The organism is Pantoea sp. BAV 3049, from assembly GCF_009765445.1.
In the GTDB taxonomy this organism is placed as follows: domain Bacteria; phylum Pseudomonadota; class Gammaproteobacteria; order Enterobacterales; family Enterobacteriaceae; genus Erwinia.
The window spans coordinates 1791371-1815423 of sequence record NZ_WHOY01000031.1 but is presented as its reverse complement, the minus strand read 5'-3'; the positions used below and the strand labels follow the sequence as shown (position 1 = coordinate 1815423).

The 24053-nt window shown below is 55.5% G+C and carries 24 protein-coding genes; 10 read left to right on the top strand and 14 right to left on the bottom strand.

The features are described 5' to 3' along the window. The first annotated feature begins 146 nt into the window (after window positions 1-146). Window positions 147-1136, top strand: a complete 990-nt coding sequence (locus GSQ70_RS09245) for a sulfate ABC transporter substrate-binding protein (RefSeq protein WP_158782258.1) — start codon at window positions 147-149, stop codon at window positions 1134-1136. 140 nt (window positions 1137-1276) lie between these two features. Continuing rightward, entirely contained in the window at window positions 1277-2035 is a 759-nt protein-coding gene (locus GSQ70_RS09240; protein ID WP_158782257.1) for a CDP-diacylglycerol diphosphatase, read from the top strand. 35 nt (window positions 2036-2070) lie between these two features. Here the strand turns inward: GSQ70_RS09240 and yhjD are convergent, their stop codons facing one another. Together yhjD and GSQ70_RS09230 are read right to left on the bottom strand one after the other, a co-directional pair. Beyond that, window positions 2071-3075 (bottom strand): inner membrane protein YhjD, encoded by a 1005-nt coding sequence (gene yhjD / locus GSQ70_RS09235; RefSeq protein ID WP_158782256.1) that lies wholly within the window; start codon window positions 3073-3075, stop codon window positions 2071-2073. A gap of 56 nt (window positions 3076-3131) precedes the next feature. Further along, window positions 3132-4031 (bottom strand): LysR family transcriptional regulator, encoded by a 900-nt coding sequence (locus GSQ70_RS09230; protein WP_158782255.1) that lies wholly within the window; start codon window positions 4029-4031, stop codon window positions 3132-3134. Window positions 4032-4147: 116 nt separating this feature from the next. On the opposite strand from GSQ70_RS09230, the gene GSQ70_RS09225 reads away from it, so the two are divergent. Continuing rightward, complete coding sequence (locus GSQ70_RS09225; protein ID WP_158782254.1) at window positions 4148-4906, top strand: SDR family NAD(P)-dependent oxidoreductase; 759 nt, start codon at window positions 4148-4150, stop codon at window positions 4904-4906. A gap of 21 nt (window positions 4907-4927) precedes the next feature. On the opposite strand, the gene GSQ70_RS09220 is transcribed toward GSQ70_RS09225, so the two are convergent. Then, a complete protein-coding gene (locus GSQ70_RS09220; protein ID WP_158782253.1) occupies window positions 4928-5779 on the bottom strand; it encodes a PhzF family phenazine biosynthesis protein in 852 nt (283 codons plus the stop codon). A gap of 160 nt (window positions 5780-5939) precedes the next feature. Between GSQ70_RS09220 and GSQ70_RS09215 the strand changes: the two genes are divergently transcribed. After that, window positions 5940-6563, top strand: a complete 624-nt coding sequence (locus tag GSQ70_RS09215) for a glutathione S-transferase family protein (protein ID WP_158782252.1) — start codon at window positions 5940-5942, stop codon at window positions 6561-6563. 3 nt (window positions 6564-6566) lie between these two features. Here the strand turns inward: GSQ70_RS09215 and GSQ70_RS09210 are convergent, their stop codons facing one another. Further along, window positions 6567-8024: a PLP-dependent aminotransferase family protein gene (locus GSQ70_RS09210; RefSeq protein WP_158782251.1), complete on the bottom strand. Its 1458-nt coding sequence runs from the start codon at window positions 8022-8024 to the stop codon at window positions 6567-6569. A 136-nt stretch (window positions 8025-8160) separates the two neighbouring features. Here GSQ70_RS09210 and GSQ70_RS09205 point away from each other — a divergent pair, with 136 nt between their 5' ends. Next, on the top strand, window positions 8161-8745 hold the full coding sequence (locus tag GSQ70_RS09205) for a LysE family translocator (RefSeq protein WP_158782250.1): 585 nt from the start codon (window positions 8161-8163) through the stop codon (window positions 8743-8745). Window positions 8746-8767: 22 nt separating this feature from the next. Here GSQ70_RS09205 and GSQ70_RS09200 read toward each other — a convergent pair whose 3' ends face one another. Beyond that, window positions 8768-11149 (bottom strand): phosphoketolase, encoded by a 2382-nt coding sequence (locus GSQ70_RS09200; protein ID WP_158782249.1) that lies wholly within the window; start codon window positions 11147-11149, stop codon window positions 8768-8770. A 190-nt stretch (window positions 11150-11339) separates the two neighbouring features. Further along, window positions 11340-12929: a malate dehydrogenase (quinone) gene (gene mqo, locus GSQ70_RS09195; protein ID WP_158782248.1), complete on the bottom strand. Its 1590-nt coding sequence runs from the start codon at window positions 12927-12929 to the stop codon at window positions 11340-11342. Between the two features lie 339 nt (window positions 12930-13268). On the opposite strand from mqo, the gene GSQ70_RS09190 reads away from it, so the two are divergent. After that, a complete protein-coding gene (locus tag GSQ70_RS09190) occupies window positions 13269-13547 on the top strand; it encodes a hypothetical protein (protein ID WP_199257241.1) in 279 nt (92 codons plus the stop codon). After that, window positions 13508-13801, top strand: a complete 294-nt coding sequence (locus GSQ70_RS25735; RefSeq protein ID WP_199257240.1) for a hypothetical protein — start codon at window positions 13508-13510, stop codon at window positions 13799-13801. Before GSQ70_RS09190 ends, GSQ70_RS25735 begins: the two co-directional genes overlap by 40 nt. A gap of 41 nt (window positions 13802-13842) precedes the next feature. Here the strand turns inward: GSQ70_RS25735 and tpiA are convergent, their stop codons facing one another. Beyond that, window positions 13843-14610 (bottom strand): triose-phosphate isomerase, encoded by a 768-nt coding sequence (tpiA, locus tag GSQ70_RS09185; protein WP_158782247.1) that lies wholly within the window; start codon window positions 14608-14610, stop codon window positions 13843-13845. Window positions 14611-14713: 103 nt separating this feature from the next. Next, window positions 14714-15322 carry a YiiQ family protein gene (locus GSQ70_RS09180; protein WP_158782246.1) on the bottom strand — a complete coding sequence of 203 codons (609 nt, stop codon included), beginning with the start codon at window positions 15320-15322 and terminating at the stop codon, window positions 14714-14716. A gap of 92 nt (window positions 15323-15414) precedes the next feature. On the opposite strand from GSQ70_RS09180, the gene GSQ70_RS09175 reads away from it, so the two are divergent. Then, on the top strand, window positions 15415-15858 hold the full coding sequence (locus GSQ70_RS09175) for a DUF805 domain-containing protein (protein ID WP_158782245.1): 444 nt from the start codon (window positions 15415-15417) through the stop codon (window positions 15856-15858). Here GSQ70_RS09175 and fpr read toward each other — a convergent pair. Next, window positions 15849-16595, bottom strand: a complete 747-nt coding sequence (gene fpr, locus GSQ70_RS09170) for a ferredoxin--NADP(+) reductase (protein ID WP_158782244.1) — start codon at window positions 16593-16595, stop codon at window positions 15849-15851. The genes GSQ70_RS09175 and fpr overlap by 10 nt on opposite strands. Window positions 16596-16895: 300 nt before the next feature. Here fpr and emrD point away from each other — a divergent pair, with 300 nt between their 5' ends. After that, window positions 16896-18074, top strand: a complete 1179-nt coding sequence (gene emrD, locus GSQ70_RS09165) for a multidrug efflux MFS transporter EmrD (RefSeq protein WP_158782243.1) — start codon at window positions 16896-16898, stop codon at window positions 18072-18074. Between the two features lie 134 nt (window positions 18075-18208). Here the strand turns inward: emrD and glpX are convergent, their stop codons facing one another. The 3 genes from glpX to GSQ70_RS09150 all read right to left on the bottom strand — a co-directional run bounded on the left by glpX (window position 18209) and on the right by GSQ70_RS09150 (window position 21703). Further along, the gene (gene glpX / locus GSQ70_RS09160) at window positions 18209-19219 is read right to left on the bottom strand and encodes a class II fructose-bisphosphatase (RefSeq protein WP_158782242.1); all 1011 of its coding nucleotides are present in this window, start codon (window positions 19217-19219) and stop codon (window positions 18209-18211) included. Window positions 19220-19310: 91 nt separating this feature from the next. Further along, window positions 19311-20825: a glycerol kinase GlpK gene (glpK, locus tag GSQ70_RS09155; RefSeq protein WP_158782241.1), complete on the bottom strand. Its 1515-nt coding sequence runs from the start codon at window positions 20823-20825 to the stop codon at window positions 19311-19313. Between the two features lie 32 nt (window positions 20826-20857). Further along, a complete protein-coding gene (locus GSQ70_RS09150) occupies window positions 20858-21703 on the bottom strand; it encodes an MIP/aquaporin family protein (protein ID WP_158782240.1) in 846 nt (281 codons plus the stop codon). 447 nt (window positions 21704-22150) lie between these two features. On the opposite strand from GSQ70_RS09150, the gene zapB reads away from it, so the two are divergent. Next, the gene (gene zapB / locus GSQ70_RS09145) at window positions 22151-22390 is read left to right on the top strand and encodes a cell division protein ZapB (RefSeq protein ID WP_158782239.1); all 240 of its coding nucleotides are present in this window, start codon (window positions 22151-22153) and stop codon (window positions 22388-22390) included. A gap of 48 nt (window positions 22391-22438) precedes the next feature. Here zapB and rraA read toward each other — a convergent pair whose 3' ends face one another. Together rraA and GSQ70_RS09135 are read right to left on the bottom strand one after the other, a co-directional pair. Then, window positions 22439-22924, bottom strand: coding sequence for a ribonuclease E activity regulator RraA (rraA, locus tag GSQ70_RS09140; RefSeq protein ID WP_158782238.1), 486 nt, complete (start codon window positions 22922-22924; stop codon window positions 22439-22441). A gap of 106 nt (window positions 22925-23030) precedes the next feature. Further along, window positions 23031-23960 (bottom strand): 1,4-dihydroxy-2-naphthoate polyprenyltransferase, encoded by a 930-nt coding sequence (locus GSQ70_RS09135; RefSeq protein ID WP_158782237.1) that lies wholly within the window; start codon window positions 23958-23960, stop codon window positions 23031-23033. Window positions 23961-24053 lie beyond the last annotated feature (93 nt).

Sequence of the window (24053 nt, the reverse complement as noted above, 5' to 3'; positions counted from 1 at the left end):
TAAAAATCAGGGCGCTGGCTGTCAGCGCCTTTTTTATGCAAATCGTTATTCCATTAAGTTATTACAGCTATTTTTTAATTCTTTAAATCGTGAAAGACTTTGTGTCACGCTCTCTTACAGCAAAAAAACCTTTGGGAGCGCGTGTGATGAAGAAGTGGAGTGTGGGCATAACCCTGTTACTGGCCTCAACCAGTGTGCTGGCAAAAGATATTCAGCTGTTGAACGTCTCTTACGATCCAACCCGTGAACTGTACGAACAGTACAACAAGGCGTTCAGTGCGCATTACAAGCAGGAAACCGGTGACAATGTCGTGATCCGTCAGTCACATGGCGGCTCTGGCAAACAGGCCACTTCCGTTATCAACGGCATCCGTGCCGATGTTGTCACGCTGGCACTGCAGTCCGACGTGGATGCGATTGCCGATCGCGGCCGTATCGACAAGAACTGGATCAAGCGCTTGCCGGATAACTCTGCTCCCTATACTTCCACTATCGTGTTCCTGGTCCGCAAGGGGAATCCCAAACAGATCCATGACTGGCAGGATTTAACCAAGCCTGGCGTGTCCGTGATCACCCCGAACCCAAAGACTTCCGGTGGCGCACGCTGGAACTATCTGGCGGCATGGGGCTGGGCGCTGGACCACAACAATGGCGATCAGGCTAAAGCTCAGGCTTACGTCAAAGCGCTGTTCAAAAACGTTGAAGTGCAGGATTCAGGCGCACGTGGCGCAACCAATACCTTCGTCGAAAGAGGGTTAGGCGATGTGTTGATTGCATGGGAAAACGAAGCTTATCTGGCCAACAAGCTGGGTAAAGATAAATATGAAATCATCACCCCAAGTGAGTCTATCCTTGCCGAGCCAACCGTCTCCGTAGTGGATAAGGTTGTCGATGAGCGCGGCACCCGCAAAGTTGCCGATGAGTATCTGAAATACCTTTACTCGCCAGAAGGGCAAACCATCGCCGCACAGAACTTCTATCGCCCGCGCGATCCAGAAGTGGCGAAGAAGTTTGCCAGTACCTTCGCGCCAGTGAAGCTGTTCACCATTGATAATAAATTTGGTGGCTGGACCAAAGCTCAGAAAGACCACTTCTCTGATGGCGGCACTTACGACCAGGTGATGAAGCCGGAATAATAGAACCAGGGTAGCGGAGCAGCGCCTGTACCCGGTAAAATTGAAAGCATTTTAAATGGTCACCGCGATTGATTATTTGACATGATCTTCATCACCTGTTCGTTTACATTATGAGCAGGTGATGACCAGAGGTTTCGATCATGCAGGGACGAAAGCGTGTCCTGATTGTAGTGGCACTAATTGCGATAGCCCTGACGGCCGGTTGTGCCTCGGTGGCATACAATCATAAAAATAATTCCGATGCCCTGTGGCGGATTGTCAGCCAGAAGTGTGTCCCTAATCAGCAGCAGAATAACGATCCCACCCCGTGCCGTCTGGTAGACCTTCACAATAGCTACGTGGTACTGAAAGATCGCGTGGGTCCACTGCAATTTTTACTGATGCCGGTGGAGAAAATAACCGGTATTGAAAGCCCGAAAGTGCTCAATCCCTCGACGCCCAACTTCTTTGCCGAAGCCTGGCGTTCCCGTCACTATATGGAAGAGAAACGCGGCCAGCCTGTTGATGACAGCGCGGTGGCACTCGCCATCAATTCACTTCGCGGCAGAACGCAGAATCAGCTGCATATTCATATCTCCTGCCTGCGTCCGGATATTCGCCAGCGACTGGACAGCCTGAATGCTTCACTGAGCAGCAAGTGGCAATCCGAGCAGTTGGGCAGTCATGAGTATCAGGTAAGGACGCTGACCAGCGATGAACTGATCAAGACCAGCCCGTTTATCCGGGTGGCTAATGAACTGCCCGGCGCGCGGGATGAGATGTATAAATACGGCATTGCGATGGCTTCATTACAGGATGGTCGCCGGGTGCTGATGGTGATCAAACGTAATCTGCTGCTGCTCAACCGGGGTTCTGCTGAAGAGTTGCAGGATCACAGTTGCAGCATTCTGAAATCGTAAGGGGCTGTCGCCAGCCCCGGATTGGTCTTAATGCCTTAATGCTTAACGGCAGGTGACTCAACCGGCTTGTCATCGGCATATTTTGCCGTGGCAATCCAGGCCGCACAGAACAGCGTTAAGCGGGCGAAGAAGTAGAAGAACGCCATCAATCCCAGTACCGAACCAAAAGCCGCGCCGGAAGGCGAAGAGGCCAGTTTCGGTAACGTCAGCGTCATAATAAATTTAATCACTTCAAAGCCTATCGCCGCCAGCAGCGTGCCGCGTAACAGTGCCCGCTTGCGTGGCTTATGACGTGGCAGGATCCAGAAAATCCACAGGAACAGCAGATAGTTAGCCGTAATTGAAATCGACAGCGCAATTAACGTCATCGCCGGGCGCAGCCACTCGATACCGTCCAGTCCCAACGCCCGGACAATGGCCGCCTGCGCTGCACCGGCAATGGAGGTGAGAGACAGGGTGATGATCAGTGCCAGTACCAGCCCGATTAACGAGATAAAATCGCGGGAATACTTTATCCAGATCTTCTCTTTATCCTGCTCGTTACGCTCCCAGACGTCACGTGACTGGGCACGGATCGCCTCACGCAAATTACCCATCCAGCTGATGCCTGAGTACAACGCAATCAGCAGCCCGGTCAGGCCGACGGTGGTGCGCTGCTGCACGGCGGTATTCACCGTATTTTTCAGCGTGGAGGCCAGCGTTGGATCGCTGATGTTATTGACGATCTTGTTGATCAGCTCCGTCAACAAATCCTGATTGGATGCCAGCACAAAGCCCACGGCTGCGAAAGAGACCATCAGGATCGGGATCAGCGAAAGAAAAGAGAAATAGGTAATCGCTGCACCAAACTGGCTGCCCAGGCGATCGTTAAAGCGCTCCCCTGCGCGAATAAAATGCGCCACAGCCGGAATGGCCTGGAACCAGGTCACCAGCTTTGAGACCCGGGTGATGGATTTATCAACGGTCTGGTTGCCAGTTTTAATCGCGATAAGCGGCTTCTCGTCGTGCTGCTGAACTTCTTTTAAATTATTTTCCGTCATGAAACCTTCTTCGTATCCTTCAATATTGTAGCCAAAGTCAAATTATAGCCAGGCGGTCAGGCTACGTAACGTTTTGTCGCCTGAGTCAGCCATTCCATAAACACATGAACCCGCCTCGCCAGGTTGCGGCGGTGGGGATAAATCAGCGAGAGGGGCAGGGGCTCTGCGCGAAAATGTGGCAGGATTTCAATGAGTCTTTTGTCTTTTATCGCCTGACGCATGCCGCACTCAGGGGCCTGAATAATGCCCAGGCCGGACAGACAGGCAACGCGATAAGCTTCGGTGCTGTTAACGGTGACGGTGCCGCCGGTCTTGATAAAGTGGCGGGTTTTGCCGTCAAAAAACTCAAACCCCTGTGGCTGGCTGCCAAGCTGCTGGCTGTAATGCACCACGGCGTGGGTGGCGAGGTCTTCCAGCGTGACGGGGATTCCGAAACGCTCCAGATAGTCCGGGCTGGCGCAGTTAATCTGGGTCAGCATACCCAGCGGACGGGCAATCAGCCCGGAGTCGTCCAGCGCGCCGCCACGGATCACGCAGTCAAAACCTTCCCTGATCACGTCCACGCGCCGGTCGCTGCTGCTCAGTTCCAGCTCAATGCCGGGATACTGCTGCAGAAAGTCCGGCAGCAGCGGCAGGATATAGTCACAGGCGAGGCTGACCGGCATATCCACCCGCAGGCGGCCGCTGATTGAGGCGGGATCGTGCTGAAACAGCGAATCCATCTCTTCCAGCGTGGCCAGTACATCGCGGCAGCGCTCGTAATAAACCAGCCCATCCTGAGTCAGCTGTACCCGCCGCGTGGTGCGGTGCAGCAGCCGGGTGCCCATCTCATTTTCCAGCGCCTGCAGCTGCCGCGACAGGCTGCCTTTAGGCAATCCAAGGCTTTCGGCCGCGCGGGTGAAACTTTGTAATTCAGCTACCCTGACAAAGACCTGCATTGCGTGAATTTTATCCATTGCGAGCGCCTGTTGTTGTTTAAAATGGAACAGTGATGCGTCCCTGAAGACATTTATAGATCAGAACGGAGGTAATATCCTCTATTTTGTCCACAGCGAAACTACCGGAGTACAAGATGAGCCATAAAATTGCATTGATCACCGGCGGAAGCCGCGGTTTAGGTAAGAATGCGGCCCTTAAACTGGCCGCGAAGGGTGTTGACATCATTCTGACCTGGCGCAGTAAAGAGCAGGAAGCGCAGGAGGTGGTGGAGCAGATAAACGCGCTCGGTGCCCATGGCGTGGCCCTTCAACTGGATACAGGCAACAGTAAAACCTTCTCTGCCTTTGCCAGCGAAGTTGAGAAACAGCTGAAAGCCGTCTGGCAGCGCGATACTTTTGACTATTTATTAAACAACGCAGGCACTGCGCTGCACGAAGATTTTGCCACCACCAGTGAAGAGCAGTTTGACGAGATGGTGAACGTCCATTTCAAAGGGCCTTTTTTCCTGACGCAGAAGCTGCTGCCGCTGATGGTCAACGGTGGTCGTATCCTGAATGTTTCCAGCGGCCTGGCCCGATTCAGCGTGCCGGGTTCCAGCGCTTACGCTTCGGTGAAAGGTGCAATGGAAGTGTTGACCCGCTATCAGGCGAAGGAGCTGGGTGCGCGGGGGATCACCGCCAACGTGCTGGCTCCCGGCGCAATTGAAACTGATTTCAGCGGCGGAATGGTGCGGGATAATCCGCAGGTGAATGCTTTTGTGGCCTCCATGACTGCGCTTGGCCGTCCTGGCCTGCCGGATGATATTGGCGATGCCGTTGCTCTGCTGCTTAGCGACGAAAGTGGCTGGATTAACGGCCAGCGTATCGAAGCTTCCGGCGGCATGGCGCTCTGATCGAGCGCCTTACACCGCAGATCATACGCTGATGGTGCCGTTGAGTACCGTCACCGTCTGGCCGCCAATCCACACGCCGTCAGCCGCGTAAGTCACGCTCAGGCGGCCAGCACGCTGCAGAGCAGTACCCTGACGCACGCGGTAGTCCAGCTCAACGCCCTGTGCCTGCAGATAGCGGGCCAGACAGGCGTTGGCGCTGCCGGTGACCGGATCTTCGACCAGCGAGCCATTTTCAATAAACAGGCCGCGTACTTCATACTGCTCCGCTACGCCATCAAGCGGCCCAAATAACATCACGCCATTCACGCGCGCTTTTTTTGTCAGCCGCTCAAATTCCACCACGTTGGGCTGACTCGCCAGCACCGCGTCGGCTGAAGTCATCGGGATCAGCAGCCAGCGAATGCCCATATCAGCCGCCATCACCGGCAGCCTGGCTTCAATGGCTTCGCTGTTCAGCGCGCTGCTGAGTGGGGCATCAGTGAATTCTGTCAGCGTGGCTTCCGGTGCTGCAAAAGCCAGAGCATTATCCGCGCCAATTTTAATCGTTACCAGGCCGATGCCGCACTCCTGCACAATCTTGCCCGGCGTATGCAGCGCGATGCCTGATTCCAGCAGAGCATGAGCTGTTCCCAGAGTGGGATGCCCGGCGAAAGGCAGCTCGTGGGCGGGAGTGAAAATCCGCACCCGATAGTCCGCCGCCGGATCAACGGGCGGCAGCACAAAGGTGGTTTCCGACAGATTAGTCCAGCGGGCAATGGCGCTCATCTGCTCATCGCTCAGATCGCTGGCTTCGATAATCACCGCCAGCGGATTGCCATTCAGCGGTGAGGAAGTGAAAACATCAACCTGCTTAAAAGCGCGTAACTGCGTCATCGTGATTCTCCTTTCCGGTAGCGTTCTCTGATAGTACCAGGAATTGTCTTTATCGTGGGGCCAAAGCTCACAATGTTTTGTTCCCGCAGGAAAAGCCATTGTCAGCCCGCACCGGGTTGCGTATTAATAGCCTGAGCCTGAACAACTAAGTGACGGAATTATGCTGAAGATATTAGGACGAGCCTCGTCCATCAATGTCAGAAAAGTACTGTGGGTTTGTGAAGAGCTGGATATCGTTTACCGGCGTGATGACTGGGGTGATGGCTTTAAGTCACCTCAGGAAGCTTCTTTCAAAGCGATGAACCCTAATGCGCTGGTGCCGGTGATCCAGGAAGGGGATTTTATTCTGTGGGAATCCAACGCTATTATTCGCTATCTGGCCAATGCTTACGGCGGTGGCTGGCTCTATCCGGACGATCCCCGTGCCCGTGCGCCGGTCGACCAGTGGATTGACTGGCAGGCCACCGAGCTGAACACCTCCTGGCGCTATGCCTTTATGTCACTGGTGCGGCACTCTCCGGCCCATCAGGATCCGCGCCTGCTGGCTGCAGCCTGTAAAGGCTGGTCGCACACCATGGGTATCCTGAACCAGCAGCTGGAGCGCACCGGCGCTTATGTTGCCGGGAGTGCCTTTTCCCTGGCGGATGTTCCGGTCGGGTTGTCGGTCAACCGCTGGTATGAAACGCCGCTGGATCACCCTAATCTTCCAGCCGTACGGGCTTATTACGAGCGCCTGACGGAACGTAAAGGCTATGCCACCTGGGGCCGCAACGGGACGCCGTAGTCGTCAGTCGACGCCCGCCGCAATGCCACTCATTTCGCAGGCCAGCGCGCCGGTTCGCTGCAACGCCCAGGTATAGCGCTCATCAATCGGGTAACAGCAGCTCAGGCGCATTGCGCTATTGCCGCGATCGCTCAGCGTATACAACGCGCCCGGCGTCAGGCAGATTTTCTCCTGCAACAGGCGGTGGAAAAGCTCAACGCAGTCGACGTCTCCCGGCAATTCAACCCAGAACACAAAACCGGCGCTGGGCTGCGTAGCCCGTGTGCCTTTCGGGAAGTGGCGGGCAATCAGGCCGCGAACCTCATCCAGCTGTGCGGCATAGCGTCGGCGCAGGGTGCGCAGGTGGTGATCGTAACCGCCTGACTCCAGAAAATAGCCGAGCGTTTCACAAAGCAGCCGTGATTCGGCCAGTGAGGAGACCGACTTCAGCCGCGCAAGCTCTTCTGTAAAGCGACCCGCCGCAATCCAGCCAACGTGGAAATCCGGTGCGACCGTTTTGGTGAAGCTGGTGCAGTGGAGCACCCAGCCGTCGTTATCGAAGGCTTTGACTGCCGGAGAGAGGGGCCAGCAGAACTGCAGCTCACAATACAAACCATCCTCAATCAGCGGGATCTGGTAGTGATTCACCAGCTTTGCCAGCCGCTTTTTATCTTCCAGCTTCATGGTATAGCCCAGCGGATTTTGCCCGACAGGCATGGCGACCAGCGCCTGAATTCTTTTCTCCTGCAGCACCAGCTCCAGCGCGTCCAGCGATAAGCCCTGCTGCGGATCGGTAGGGATTTCCAGCACGTTCAGCCCCAGACTGGCGAGCAACGGGAAAAGGTAGAAATAGGTCGGTGTCTCAACCCCCACGCAATCGCCGGGTCTGGTCACGGCTCGCAGAGCGAGCTGCAACGCTTCCATACAGCCGTGGGTGATGGTCACATCTTCCACGGTCAGCGTCATACCCAGATCCATCGCCCGTCGTGCGATTTCCCGCCGCAACCGCTGGCTGCCGGGCGGCAGGGCATAGCGGCCAATCAGGTCCGGTTCGCGGCGCAGTAAAGAGGCCATGATGCGGCTGATTTTAGCCGTGGGGAAAAAGTCGCTGTTCTGCGGGCAGGCCAGAGAGATATTGGTGTAGTCAGGATGGTTTTGCGCGGCAAAGACCGCTTCAATCAAATCCAGCTTCTCACTGCTCGGCGAGCGGACTGTGGTGCGATGGCGGCTCCCCGCTTTCACCGAAGGAAGCATGCCACGCACGTAGTAACCGGACTGAGGTCGGGCCTCGATCAGCCCCCGATCTTCGAGGATCCGGTAAGCGGACAGCACGGTGTTGACGCTGACCTGATGATGGCTGGCGCAGCGGCGGATGGCGGGCAGGCGGCTACCGGGCAGATAGGTGCCGCCGTGGATAGCTTCCGCCAGCGTTTCGGCCAGCTGATGATAGAGCGTGGTTTCCTGCGGTTCGATGATGGACACAGTTGTGCCTCCGGCAGACGGGTACAGTGATGTATTAAGGGTAATTGTACTCATAACAATAGTGTATTTCTGAGTCTGTTACCTTCTGCCGCCGGGGAGTATTTTGGTGTTCTTAATCACCAGCAGGAAACAGACCATGCTCGATCCCTCTTTCTTCAGCTACGTAACCGTTATGTCCATTACGCCTGGCCCGAATAACCTGATGCTGGCCACTTCCGGCGTCAATTTTGGCATGCGTCGTACCCTGCCGATGGTGTTGGGGATCATGATTGGCTGTGCGATCCAGACCGCGATGGCCGGTCTGCTGCTGGATGTCCTGCTGCAGTGGATGAGCGCCATCCGGGTGCCGCTGACGCTGATGGGTTGCGCCTATCTGCTGTGGCTTTCGTGGAAAATTTTCCGTTCCGGTGCGCCGGAAATGCAGGAAAAAGCCCGACCGATGACCTTGCTGGGCGGCGCGCTTTTCCAGGGAGTGAACCCGAAAGCCTGGTTGATGGCGATTAACGTGGCGCTGATGTACACCACAACCAGCGGCATCCTGGCCGTGGCGGTGGGCTTTATGGTGCTGAATTTTCCCTGCATCATGATCTGGGCGATGATGGGTGACCGGATGGGCCGCCATTTGCAGGTGCCGTGGAAACTGCGCCTGTTCAACACCGTGATGGCGTTGTCGCTGGTCGCCACCACTTTGTGGATGCTGGCGGAAGTTATTTATCCTTAAGCCGCGTAGTGGCCACCCCGTTTTACTCCTGACGTGACGGCCACTTCCAGTTTCGAACCTCCGGAATGTCCTCGCCATACTGCCGGACATACGCATGGTGGGCTGCCAGCTTTTCCTGCAGCGCATCCATCACATTGGCCGCTTTTTCCTGTAAGCCCGGTACCCGGATTATCGCTTCCAGCGCCAGGTGATAACGATCCAGCTCATTGAGCACCGTCATATCAAACGGCGTGGTGGTGGTGCCTTCTTCTATAAACCCGTGAACGTGCATGTTGCGGTGGTTATTACGCTGATAAGTCAGCCGGTGGATCAGTGCCGGGTAGCCGTGAAAGGCGAAGATTACCGGTTTATCCTGGGTGAAAATGTCATCAAAGGCCTGCTCTTCCAGTCCGTGGGGATGCTGTTCTCTGGTCTGCAGGGCCAGTAAGTCCACTACATTAACCACCCTGACGCGCAGTTCGGGTAAATAATGACGCAGCAAATCTACCGCCGCCAGCGTTTCCATGGTGGGCACATCACCAGCACACGCCATCACCACGTCCGGTGAGGTTCCGGGCTGCTCATTGCCCGCCCACGGCCAAATCCCCATTCCTTTCTCACAGTGTGCCACGGCTTCCTCCATACTCAGCCACTGAGGTTCTGGCTGTTTACCGGCGATAATCACGTTGATACGATTCCACGTGCGCAGGCAGTGATCGCCAACCCACAGCAGGGTATTGGCGTCCGGCGGCAGGTAAATTCGTACAATGTCGGCTTTTTTGTTGGCAACATGATCGATAAACCCAGGATCCTGATGGCTGTAACCATTATGGTCCTGACGCCACACATGGGAAGAGAGCAGATAGTTCAGGGAGGAAATTGGTTTACGCCAGGCCAGCTTTCGGCTCACCTTCAGCCATTTGGCGTGCTGATTAAACATCGAATCGACAATATGGATAAAGGCTTCATAACAGTTGAACAGGCCGTGTCGGCCAGAGAGAAGGTAGCCTTCCAGCCAGCCCTGGCACTGGTGTTCGCTGAGGATTTCCATCACCCGGCCGTCGGGTGCGAGCTGCTCATCGTACTCCCTGACTTCTTCCATCCAGCTGCGACTGGTGACGTCAAACACCTTGCTCAGCCGGTTTGACGCCGTTTCATCCGGGCCAAACATACGGAAATTATCCGGATTGTCGCGGAAGATGGCACTAAGATAACCCGCCAACACTGCTGTTGACTGTTCCTGAGTCTGACCGGGATGGCTGACCGGTACAGCAAACTCGCGGATGTCCGGGACGTTCAGCTCCTTACGCAGGCGGCCACCGTTGGCATACGGGCTGGATCCCATGCGTTTATCACCTTGAGGCGCGAGTGCCTGCAGTTCAGGTTTAAGGCGGCCAGCCTGGTCGAACAGATCTTCAGGCTGATAACTTTGCAACCACTCCTGCAAAATCTGGCGGTGCTCTTCATTCTCGCGACATCCGGAAACGGGAACCTGATGCGCGCGCCAGAAACCTTCCACTTTTTTGCCATCGACTGTTTTGGGGCCAGTCCAGCCCTTTGGGCTGCGCAGAATAATCATTGGCCACGCCGGAATACTGTTCTGCGCTTTGCCTGCACGGGCTGCCTGCTGAAACTCACGAATAGTAGCGAATGCCTTATCCAGCGTGGCAGCCATCTGCTGGTGCATTTTCAGCGGGTCGTCGCCCTCAACAAACAGCGGCTGATAACCATAGCCCCGGAACAGCTGTTGCAAGTCTTCATCGCTGGCGCGGCCCAGCAGCGTCGGGTTGGCAATTTTATAACCATTGAGATGCAGAATGGGCAGTACCGCGCCGTCGCGTGCGGCATTGAGGAATTTGATACCATGCCAGCTGGCGGCCAGTGGACCGGTCTCTGCCTCGCCATCCCCAATCACACAAGGGACGATCAGATCCGGGTGATCGAAGGCGGCCCCAAAAGCATGCACCAGCGAATAACCCAGTTCACCCCCTTCATTGATGGAACCCGGGGTTTCCGGTGCAGCGTGGCTGGGGATGCCACCGGGGAAAGAGAATTGTTTAAACAGCTTACGCATCCCTTCTCCGTCCGCGGTAATGGCAGGATAAATTTCGCTGTAGGTTCCTTCCAGCCAGGTATTGGCCACCATGCCCGGCCCGCCATGGCCGGGTCCGCAGAGATACAACAGGTCAGGATTGTGCTGCCGAATAATACGGTTCAGGTGAACATAAATAAAGTTGAGGCCCGGCGTGGTGCCCCAGTGGCCCAGCAGGCGAGGCTTGATATGCTCTGGCTTCAGCGGCTTGCGCAGCAGGGGGTTATCCATCAGATAAATCTGTCCGACCGAAAGATAGTTGGCGGCTCGCCAGTAGCGGTTCAGTAGCTGCAACTCAGCATTGCTAAGCGGGGTGGATAAAGGGTTGTCCATCGGCTTCTCCTGTTATTCCGGTCAGCTAAAAGCATAGACCCCTGAAAAAGTCGTGCAGGAAAAGGGCGAAACGTTGGATGGAGAATGCAAAAGGGCGAAGTCTGAGCCGCATCTCAAAATGTCAGATTACCGTCCAACATTTGTCATGCGGCAGTTCAGATTACGCCCCGGGGACAATGTCAGCAGTAGATTATTTACCGATTACCGCATCATGCGCCTCAGCGGCTTCATCGTTAGCGGCTGAAGATGGGGTGTAATCAAGCTGCAGAATGCGGCTGGTTTCCGCCAGCTCATGCTCGGTTGCCGCCACGTTGCCGTTCAGCTTCTGGCCATAGGACGGGATGATTGCCTTAATCTTCGCCTGCCATCCGGCGCTGTGGAATCTCTCCTGGAAGACTCTGTTCATCAGGTCGAGCATGATAGGGGCCGCGGTTGACGCTCCCGGAGAAGCGCCAAGCAGGGCGGAAATAGTGCCATCTTCTGAGGTGACCACTTCGGTACCCAGCTTCAGCACGCCGCCTTTTTTCTCATCTTTCTTGATAATCTGTACGCGCTGTCCGGCTTTAACGCGCCGCCACTCTTCCAGTCTTGCTTCCGGGAAGTAATCCTGTAGCGCTTTCAGGCGCGAATCATCAGTCAGCATCACCTGGCCGACCAGGTATTTCACCAGATCGAAGTTATCCAGCCCCACATGCACCATCGGCATAAAGTTAGCTGGGGTCATTGAGCCGAACATATCCCACAGCGAGCCCTGTTTAAGGAACTTGGTGGAGAAGGTGGCAAACGGCCCGAACAGCAGTACCTGTTTGCCATCCAGCATGCGGGTATCAAGATGTGGCACGGACATCGGCGGCGCGCCGACCGAGGCTTTACCGTAAACCTTCGCCAGATGGCGCTGCACCACTTCCTGATTTTCAGTGACCAGGAACTCGCCGCCAACCGGGAAGCCCGCATAATCTTTTGCTTCCGGAATACCGGTTCCCTGCAGCAGCGTCAGGGCTGCGCCGCCCGCGCCAATAAAGATGTATTTCGCGCGGAGGGTTTTCTCTTTGCTGCCATTGTTCAGGTCGGCAACGGTGACGGTCCAGCTGTCATCTTCATTGCGTTTGAAACGGCGGACTTCATGCCTGGTCTGCAGGGAAAAACGCTGACTTCTCTGCAGGGAAGCGATCATCTGGCGGGTAAGTTCGCCAAAGTTAACGTCAGTTCCGACGGAGATGCGGGTTGCGGCAACGCGCTGCTCAACGTCGCGGCCTTCCATCATCAGCGGGACCCACTGGCGGATCAGCTCCGGATCTTCTGAATATTCCATCCCGCGGAACAGGGTGCTTTTTTGCAGCGCACTGAAACGTTTCTTCAGAAAGTCGACGTTATCGTCGCCCCAGACAAAGCTCATGTGCGGCACGCTGCTGATAAAGCTGCGCGGGTTGTTCAGCACGCCGCGCTGCACCTGCCAGGCCCAGAACTGACGGGACATCTGGAAGGATTCGTTGATGTTAACGGCTTTGCTGATGTCGACTGAACCGTCAGCTTTTTGCGGGGTGTAGTTCATTTCTGCCAGCGCGGAGTGACCCGTGCCCGCATTGTTCCAGCCGTTTGAACTCTCTTCGGCGACACCATCGAGACGTTCAATCATGCCGATCTGCCACGTTGGCTCCAGCTCCTGAAGCCAGGTGCCGAGCGTGGCGCTCATAATACCGCCGCCGATGAGCAGGACATCAACGTCGGTTTTCAATTCATGTACGGAGGCCGGGGTAAGGCTTTCGGCTGATTTTCGCATGGGGCGACATCTCCATATGTTGACGAGTCAACATGTTAAGCAGGTGAAACAGTCCCGGTTTCTAAGGAATCGGTTAGGCTGTCTCGCTGAATACAGGGGGTAGCTGGAAGGGTTTCGCTGCCTGAGGCAGGGAGGAAATACAACCCGTCTGGCCAGCAGAAAATATACCATTGTTATGAGTAAATTAAAAAATTGTTTAAAGATTAAAAATGAGAATGAAGAATGAAAAGAAATTAGCAACAGTGATAGTTGGCATTGAAAAGGAGACTTTATAGTGATTAAGTTATTGATAATAAAGTTTTTATATTGAAGGTGAGTCGGCGTTCAGAAAATGTATTATTGGGAAATGTGGGAGCTGAATCGAGCCTGCCACCGCTTTTTTCGCTGCCGCCGGTGCAGCAAACGGTGAGGCCGCCGCTGTATGATGTGATCCATGACTTTGACGCACCGCCGCTAATCTTCCAGATGGGCGTGCCCGCTGATGATGCTTTAACGGGTAAAGTCTGGTCACGCCTTCTCAACCGCCTTACCCGCGAAATGGCCAGCAGACCGGCAAGCTATCCCGATCCCCTGGCAGCTTGCGTCTGCGCGAGCAGCTGGTCAGCCATCTGGCGATGACGCGCGGGATAAGCTGCCAGGCTTCGCAAATCATCATCACCAGCGGCTATGCCGGTGCGCTGGAGCTGATTTCTCTGGCGCTGGGTTGGCGCGGGCAGAAAGTCTGGATCATGGCCCCAACGCCGCTTTCGGGCTGGTATCTGGATGCAGAAAAGCGTCGCTACGGATTAGTGCTGAGCGTGACTAATATGCCGACAGGCGGATTTGAAAACAGTGCGGGAAGGTTAAAAGCACTGATGGAACAGTGTGGGTAAATGGAGAGATCCTGCACCGTTACCGGTGCAGGGAGAACACATTAAGCGTTTTTAGCTGCCGCAGCGGCTTTAACGATCACCGCGAAAGCGTCTGCTTTCAGTGATGCGCCGCCAACCAGTGCGCCGTCGATATCCGGCTGAGCAAACAGTTCTGCAGCGTTCTTGTCGTTAACAGAACCACCGTACTGGATGATCACCTGAGCGGCCACGGTCGCATCTTTCTTTGCGATGTGGTCACGGATAAATTTATGCACCGCCTGCGCCTGGGCAGGAGTGGCTGATTTGCCGGTGCCAATCGCCCAGACTGGCTCATAGGCAATGACCACGCCATTGAACGCTTCAGCGCCCTGGGTGTTCAGCACGGCGTCGATCTGACGGGCGCAAACTTCTTCCGTTTTACCGGCTTCGTTTTCTGCTTCGGTTTCACCGATGCACAGCACCGGGATCAGGCCCGCTGCTTTCAGCACGGCGAATTTATTGGCGATCAGCTCGTCGCTTTCTTTGTGGTAGGTGCGGCGCTCAGAGTGGCCAATGATGATGTATTTCGCACCGATATCTTTCAGCATGTCAGCGGAAACTTCACCGGTGAAAGCACCAGACAGGTTAACGTCAACGTTCTGTGCGCCAAGTACGATGTGGCTGCCTGCAGCGGCGTGTTTCGCCAGGTCCAGATACATCACTGGTGGGGCAATGGCTACGCCGCAGCCGTCAACGCTGCTCAGCTCGGTGCGCAGACCGGCGATCAGCTCGTTGACCATATGTTTGCTGCCGTTCAGTTTCCAGTTACCCATTACTAACGGATGTCGCATTCTATCCTCCACGCTTAGCGCGATACGGTTAAATTACCCTGCCTGGGCAGGGTTGTCTGCCAGACAGTATAGAGATCAAAACCTTTAAAGGCTTTGCTTTTCGTCATTTTTGCCCGGGGTCAGGGGTGTTCATCGCAAGCTTGATCGGCTCAATGGCAAAGGTCAGCCCTTTGTCGCCGTTGTCGGCAATGACGTAGCGGACCGCGCCCTCGGTCTGGGCAAAATAACGCGATCCTTTACCTTTGCTCAGCAGCTCATCCAGCCGTTTCAGGCTCTGTTCTTCGTTCAGCGTTGGCTCAAAAAAACGTTCCAGTGCAGCCATGTAAGCGCGGGCTTTATCACGCGCGCTCTCCTCTTCCGGGCCCGGCACGGGCAGCCAGGTTATCTGTAAGGTTCTGATCTTTCCGGTGCCCTGTTCCAGAGCAGTTGAGGCATAGAGATTTTCATTGATCTTGCTGGCAGCTCGCGTCAAATTACTTTTGTCGCCACGGTTGTCGATTGCCCGGTATTCGGGGATCGTCAACGTTGGGTTACTGGCATTATACTTTTCGCGAAACTGGCCGATAGTCATATCAAAGGTGGGAGCCCCCGCCAGAAGATAGGGCGCAGTGGGCATATGTTCAGCACGATCCTGAGGACCCGCATCGGCCTGAGCCGGCGCAGTCGCCAGCGTGACCAGTAACATGATGCCCGTGAAGATCGCTTTATTCATTGTCGTCTGCCCTAACCTGTACATTCAGCTGAAGATTAGAACGGACAATGACCGGCAAAGTCAAAGCCTGACGCTGTTCTGAGGGATAAAAAATGACCTTACAAGCGTGGTGTTTTTCGTACCGTGGCAGACTGGGACGGCGCGATCTGTGGATCTGGCTGACGCTCTGGCTGGCGCTGCTGATTCTGTTGTTTACGCTGGCCGCACGCGGATGGATGAGTACCCAGACGGCAGCCTTCTGCGTGGTCAGCCTGCTGTGGCCGACCAGTGCGGTGGTAGTCAAGCGTCTGCATGACCGGAATAAAGCAGGATACTGGGCGCTGTTGCTGCCGGCTGCCTGGATGCTGATGGCCGGTGACTGGGCGTCGCTGCCTGCCAGCTGGCAGTGGGCGCTGGGCCGCTTTATCCCCACGTTGATACTGGTGACCATGTCCCTGGAGCTGGGCGTGTTCCGCGGTACCCCGCGCGAAAACCGTTTTGGTAAAACGGCTTGCCCGGTGAATTATCTCGGCCGCAGAATGCCTGATTACCAGTAATGTTCGCTGGTCATATGGCCCGGCTTGCGTTTCAGGTGTTTACGCATTTCGCGGGTCTCTTTCAGCAATTGCTGAGTATCGCGGACCATCTGCGGATTTCCGCACAGCATGATGTGGCTATGCTCCGCTTCCATCGGCAGGCCAACCGCCGCTTCCAGCTCGCCACTTCCGATCAGGGCAGGAACGCGGCCGGTCAGCGATCCGGCAATCTCTTCCCGGCTGACCACCGTCTGAATGCGTAGCTTGCCGTTATAACGCTGTTGCAACTGCTGCATCAGCGGCAGATAGCTCAGGTCCTGGGCGTAGCGGGCGGCATGCACCAGCACAATATTCTCAAAGCGTTCCAGCCCTTCACCTTCCTGTAAAATCGACAGATAAGGCCCGATGGCCGTGCCGGTGGCCAGCATCCACAGCGTTTTACACTGAGGGATTTCATCGAGCACGAAGAAACCGGCGGCCTCTTTGGTGATCATCACCTGCTGGCCGGGCTGCAGTGCATGCAGACGGGGGCTGAGTTTCCCTTCGGGTACGGTGACCAGATAGAATTCCAGGTTCTCATCGCTGGGGGCGTTCACGTAGGAGTAGGCGCGCTGTACGCGCTCGCCATCTATTTCCAGCGCCAGCTTGGCAAACTGCCCGGCGGTAAAAGGGTCGATGGGGGCTGTCACGGTGATGCTGAATAAGCTGTCCGTCCAGTCATTCACCTGTTTAATCGTGGCGTTAACCCATTCGGCCATAAACGGCTCCTTAGTCGGTGTGAGGCAGGTAAGTCACGGTATCTTCGCTATTGAAGCGGCATTTTTCCAGTGGCGGCCAGTCACAAAGCTCATATCGACAAATTACGACACGGGCATTATGACTATAACGTACAGAATGATTTACGGCGCTGCCTGCTTTTGCTGACAGTCTGTGGACGGTCATTTTTCCCCTTTTACTCGCTTTGTCATTTATTCCTGATATTTTCCCCGCCATAAAGTTCCTTATCCTGGCTTATCTTCCTTTTATGGTGGTTAAAGCCGACAAATATACTGATGAAAATGAGAAAAATAGCTAACGGACATCTGCTGGTGATGCTGATTGCGCTGGTGGCCGTCGGGCAGATGGCGCAGACGATTTATGTGCCTGCCATGGCAACTATTGCTGAGGCTTTCAACGTGCGGGATGGTGCAGTGCAGCGGGTGATGGCTGCCTATCTGATGACCTACGGTGGTTCGCAGCTACTGTACGGTCCGCTGTCAGACAATATTGGTCGTCGGCCGGTGATCCTGGCCGGGCTGACTATTTTTATTGTCGGCACGCTGGTAGCGCTCAGCGCACCTGGTTTCGACCTGCTGGTGCTGGGCAGTGCTATACAGGGTCTCGGAACCGGTGTGGCGGGCGTGATGGCGCGAACCATGCCACGCGATTTGTATGCTGGCAGTGCGTTAAGGCAGGCCAACAGCCTGCTGAATATGGGTATCCTGATCAGCCCGCTGGTCGCGCCGGTCATTGGGGCGTTGTTGGCCCATCTGTTTGGCTGGCATGCCTGCTTTGCGTTTTTGCTGTTGCTGTGTCTGGCGGTGGGTGCCGCAATGCTGCGCTGGTTGCCGGAAACCCGCCCGGCTCCGGTTGAGAAACGGGCGCTGTTCTCCCGCTATCGTCCGCTGCTGGCCGACGGCACCTTTGTCCGTTATCTGGTGATGCTGATGGGCGCGTTAGGGGGCATCGCGGTGTTCGAAGCGAGCTGTGGCGTACTGATGGGCGGCGTACTGGGCCTGAACAGTATTACCGTCAGCCTGCTGTTTATTCTGCCAATCCCGGCCGCCTTCTTCGGGGCCTGGTTCGCCGGACGGGAAAACAAGCCTTTCCCACAGATGATGTGGTGGTCGGTAAACAGCTGCCTGCTGGCGGGGGCGCTGATGTGGATCCCGGCCTGGTTTGGCGTGATGACTATCTGGACGCTGATTGTGCCTGCCGCGCTATTCTTCTTTGGTGCCGGAATGCTGTTTCCGCTGGCCACGACGGGGGCGATGGAGCCGTGGCCTTATATCGCCGGGACGGCAGGGGCACTGCTGGGAGGATTGCAGAATCTGGGGTCTGGCCTGGCCGCATGGCTTTCGGCACTGCTTCCACAAAATGGCCAGTTCAGCCTGGGAATGCTGATGTTCGCGATGGCACTGCTGATCCTGCTGTGCTGGCTGCCGCTGTCAAAAAGGCCGGAGCCGCAAACCGTCTAAGTTGCAGGTATGCCTGGCGGGCCGGATAAATCCGGCCGCTGCGGGATGCCGCATTATAGTATACAAAATCGCAGGGGTTGCCTGCATGGCAGCCGGGTGACAGACGACAGGGCTGAATCTGATCAGCCCACCGATCACAGAATATAGGGATGCAGGCTCTCGTCTTTACGGTCGAGATAGTGGATTGACTGAATGCGGCGGATGGTGCGGGACTTGCCGCGGATCAGCAGCGTTTCCGTGGTCGCCATATTGCCCTGGCGGGTGATGCCTTTCAGTAATTCCCCGGTGGTGATGCCGGTGGCGGAAAAGATTACGTTATCGTTGCGTGCCATCTCATCCAGCTTCAGCACTTTTCCGGCTTCAATGCCCATCGCCGCGCAGCGCTTCAGCTCCTGCTCACCCATCGCCCGGTTTTCCGGCGTGTCACCTTTTACAATATGACGGGCCAGCAGGCGTGCCTGCATATCACCGTCCAGAGCGCGGATCACCGCAGCGGAAACCACGCCTTCAGGTGCGCCGCCAATTCCGTACAGCACGTCCACTTCACTGTCCGGCATGCAGGTCAGGATAGAGGCCGCCACGTCGCCATCCGGGAAAGCGAAAATACGCACGCCCAGCATCTTCAGCTGCTCGATCACCGCGTCATGGCGGGGCTTTGCCAGCAGGGTGATGGTAAGCTCAGACAGCGGTTTCTGCAGAGCCTGGGCGATACGCTTCAGGTTCTCTTCCAGCGGTAGCGCCAGATCGATCACGCCTTTAGCTCCCGGCCCGACAATCAGCTTTTCCATGTACATATCCGGGGCGTTGAGGAAGGTGCCCTTGTCGCCCACAGCCAGCACAGCCAGAGCGTTCGCCTGGCCCATGGCGGTCATCCGCGTGCCTTCAATCGGATCCACGGCAATGTCCACCGCGTCCCCTTCACCGCTACCGACCTTTTCGCCGATATACAGCATCGGGGCTTCATCAATCTCGCCCTCGCCAATGACGATCTGGCCGTCAATATTCACTTTGTTAAGCATAATGCGCATGGCGTGAACGGCTGCGCCGTCAGCAGCGTTTTTGTCGCCGCGTCCCAGCCACTTATAGCCAGCCAGCGCGGCCGCTTCCGTTACACGTGAAAATTCAATGGCGAGTTCTCGTTTCATGATTTGCCTCGGGGAAGTGATGAGGCGGGAAGTTTATCACGGCAGGGGAGAAAAATGCCCGCGATCGGCTGACCGCAGGCAGAAGTGCAGATTACGAGTTGTCCTGGTCTTCCCATGCCTGCGCACGGGCAACCGCTTTTTTCCAGCCAGCGTAGCGATAGTTGCGCTCGGTGGTTTCGATGCTTGGACGGAATTCACGTTCGATAACCGCCTTCGAACGCACTTCATCCAGATCTTTCCAGAAGCCCACGGCCAGGCCCGCCAGATAAGCGGAACCCAGTGCAGTCACTTCCAGCACTTCAGGACGCTCAACGCGGGCACCCAGAATGTCAGACTGGAACTGCATCAGGAAGTTGTTGGCGACCGCACCACCATCCACACGCAGCGACTGCAGGCGGGTGTTGGCGTCGATCTGCATGGCTTCCAGCACGTCACGGGTCTGATAAGCAATCGACTCCAGCGTGGCGCGGATGATGTGGTTAGCGTTAGCACCGCGAGTCAGGCCGAAGATCGCGCCACGGGCATATGGGTCCCAATATGGCGCGCCCAGGCCGGTAAAGGCTGGCACCATATACACGCCGTTGCTGTCTTTCACTTTCATCGCGAAGTATTCAGAGTCGGTTGCATCGCCGATCAGCTTCATCTCATCGCGCAGCCACTGAATAGAGGCGCCACCGATAAACACCGCACCTTCCAGCGCGTAGTTCACTTCGCCACGCGGGCCGCAGGCGATAGTGGTCAGCAGGCCGTTGTTGGAGGTCACGGCCTCAGTCCCGGTGTTCATCAGCATAAAGCAACCGGTGCCGTAGGTGTTCTTCGCCATACCCGGCTGAACGCAGAGCTGGCCGTACAGTGCTGCCTGCTGGTCACCTGCGATACCGGCGATTGGAATACGTGTACCGCCTTTACCCCCGATGTTGGTCTGGCCGTAAACTTCAGAAGAAGACTTCACTTCCGGCAGCATTTCACGCGGGATATCGAGGATATCCAGCATGCGCTGGTCCCACTCCAGCTTGTGGATGTTGAACATCATGGTACGTGAGGCGTTGGTGTAATCGGTGATGTGCACCCGTCCCTGAGTCATCTTCCACACCAGCCAGGAATCAACGGTGCCGAACAGCAATTCACCGCGTTTGGCGCGCTCGCGAGAGCCTTCAACGTGGTCGAGGATCCACTTCACTTTGGTACCGGAGAAGTAGGGGTTAATCACCAGACCGGTGGTGTGCTGGATATACTCTTCCAGACCCTCTTTTTTCAGCTTCGCACAGTAGTCTGCGGTGCGCGGATCCTGCCAGACAATAGCGTTGTAAATTGGCTTGCCGGACTCTTTATCCCAGACGATGGTGGTTTCACGCTGGTTGGTGATACCGATGGCGGCAATCTCATCCGAGCGGATATCGGCATGGGCCAGCACTTCGACCAGCGTTGAGCTCTGCGAGGCCCAGATGTCCATTGGGTCATGCTCAACCCAGCCTGGCTTAGGATAAAGCTGCTGAAATTCACGCTGTGAGACCGCCACAATGTTAGAGTCATGATCCAGGATAACAGCTCGGGAGCTGGTCGTGCCCTGATCAAGCGCGACAATATATTTTTTTTCTACGGTCATAAATCCTTCCTGATGGTGTAAAGGGTTAGCACTTACGCTTTACGCTGCTCAGCACGCGCTATCGTCTTCTCTTCTTTCTTTACCACAACTGCACCCGGCAGGTTACGGGCGATCAGGTTGCGGTAGCCAAACGCACCAACACTGGCGCCAACAATCGGGCCAAGAATCGGCACGAGGAAATAAGGGATATCACGGGCACCGGTGAAGGCGACGTTACCCCAGCCAGCCAGCCAGGCAAACAGTTTCGGTCCGAAATCACGCGCCGGATTCAGGGCGAAGCCGGTCAGCGGGCCCATTGCGCCGCCGATCACCGCAATCAGCAGACCAATCAGCAAAGGCGCCATCGGTCCGCGTGGCAAACCGTTGCCGTCGTCGGTCAGCGCCATAATCAGGCCCATCATCACCGCAGTGATCACGGCTTCGACCAGGAAGGCCTGGCCCACGCTGATATGCGGGTTTGGATAGGTTGAGAAGATGCCTGCCAGATCCAGACTTTCCACGCTGCCACGCACCATATGATGAGTGGCTTCATAATCTAAGAATAAATTGTAGTAGAGTCCGTAAACCAGTGCGGCGGAACAGAAGGCTCCGGCAATTTGTGCCAGGATATACGGCACGACTTTACGGCCTTCAAAATTTGCAAACAGACAGAGCGCGATAGTCACGGCCGGGTTCAGGTGCGCACCGGAGATGGCGGCACTGAGATAGACAGCCATCGCTACGGCGATACCCCAGATAATACTGATTTCCCACTGTCCAAAACTGGCACCAGCCAGCTTCATTGCGGCGACACAGCCAGCACCAAAGAAAATAATGGTGCCGACTCCCAAGAATTCTGCGATGCACTGCCCTTTGAGCGTGCTGGTTGATTGACTCATGTTGGCATTTCCTGAAGGCGAGGTTAAATGTTGTACTGCGTTTTGTTCTCACTCCCTGAGCCACCCTCATCTTATGTAGGGCTGTTGTAAATTTATCGTTAACGAGCATAAACGAGAAATAGCGAAATCAAAAGTTGTGCTCTGCGTCAAATAAATGAGCGTTTTCGCGTCTTTTTACGTTCTTAAAACATCATTCCAACTTTCGTTTCCGGATTTTTTTCTCAATTTGTTAACTTTATCCTTACTTTAAATGTGGTTAAATGTTGCGCATTCCAGGTCTTGACTGAAAATTGTCACAGACTGTACGTCGTGCGGGTTCGCTGCTGGACTTGAAGGACTGCTCTACTTACAATCGTGTCATCGTTGTTATCCGCGGAATCCGGCTTATCCCCTCATGATCTGCGGGTGGCAGCATCAACGCCTTGCGATTAGGAGAGGTTTATAACCATGTCATTTGAAGTGTTCGAAAAACTGGAAGCGAAAGTACAGCAGGCGATTGATACCATCACTCTGCTGCAGATGGAAATCGAAGAGCTGAAAGAGCAGAACAACAACCTGAACCAGCAGGTTCAGCAGGCTGCAGGCAACAGTGATTCTCTGGTGCGTGAAAATCAGCATCTGAAAGAAGAGCAGCATGTCTGGCAGGAGCGCCTGCGCGCGCTGCTGGGGAAAATGGAAGAGGTCTGAGTTATTCAGGCTGAAAAAGAGACGGGTGCCAGTGGCACCCGTTTTTATTTATTCGATATCGAGCGGGTCTTCGGAGAGGATGATGCCGGTATTATCAGCGTACAGATGGTCGCCTGAAAAGAAAGTCACGCCGCCAAAGTTAACGCGGATATCACTTTCCCCAATGCCTTCACCTGTAGCACCTACCGGAATGGCGGCAATGGCCTGAATGCCAATATCCAGCTCTTCCAGATCGTCAACCTGACGGACGGAACCGTATACCACGATGCCTTCCCACTCGTTTTGCAGGGCCAGCCGTGCCAGTGCCGCATCGACCAGCGCGCGACGGACTGAACCGCCACCATCGACCAGCAGCACACGCCCACGCCCGTTTTCCTCCAGCAGATCGTAGAGAAGCCCGTTGTCTTCGAAACATTTTACCGTGATGATTTGCCCGCCAAACGAGGTGCGGCCACCGAAGTTTGAAAAGAGCGGTTCAACGACGTTCACATCTTCATGATAGATGTCGCAGAGTTCAGAAGTATCATATTTCATAAGGGTTTCGTCTGTTTGCCACAGGAAACTCAAGTATATCGCTTTCTGCGGGTTGTTGGCAAAATCATCAGCCGCTAAAAATTGCGATGGGTCAAGCACATCGTGATTAATTGATGATCAGGCCCATGGCAAAAAGCAGGTTAACCAGCAGCGCCGTTTTGACCGTTTTCACCAGTAATGGCCGCATGGCCATCGCCGAATTTTCGCGCAATACGTATTGACCCTGCCGGTACAGCAGAGGAGCGGCCAGCAGGAATAACCAGCCAAAAACACTCAGCGAATTCAGCACGGCAAACAGGGCAAAGCACAGCAGCGAGCCTGCCAGCAGCAGCAGATGATAGTGGCGGGCTTTGGTCGCGCCCAGACGTACTGCCAGGGTGAATTTGCTGTTTTGCCGGTCGCTGTCTATATCGCGCATGTTGTTGGCATTTAACACAGCGACCGCAAGCAGCCCACAACCGCTGGCAGGCAACAACATCACCGGATGGAAGCTGTGAGCCTGCAGATAATAACTGCCCAGCACGCCCAGCCAGCCAAAGAAAATTAGCACCGAGGCATCTCCAAGGCCGAGATAGCCATAAGGCTTTTTCCCCACGGTATAGGCAATAGCAGCGACGATAGCCAGCGCACCCAGCGCGAGAAACCCGAGTATGTCGCTGAAGGAGTGGCAGGAGCGGATAACCAGCGCCACCCCCGAAAGCATGGTCAAAAATACGGTGACACCCAGCGCAAAGCACATTTGCTTCTGAGTGATCGCGCCTTTCTGCATCCCCCTCAGCGGTCCGATACGGTCTGGCGTATCGCTGCCTTTGACCGCATCACCGTAGTCGTTGGCCAGATTGGACAGGATTTGCAGCAGGGCGGTGGTCAGCAGGGCCAGAGCGGCAATGGAAAGGCTGAAGTGCCCCTGCCACCAGGCAAGTGCTGAACCGGTGATCACCGAGGCGCAGGCCAGCGGCAGCGTACGCAGGCGCAGACTTTCCAGCCAGGCACGCAGGGAGGAGATAGCCGGGATTGGGTGGATATTTTCCGTCATGAGGCTGTAGCCTTTGCTGGGGAGAAGAGGAGATTCTGAATAGCCACCAGTCTACTGCCCACCAGAAGTGAAAGACTTAATCCACGTCAATGA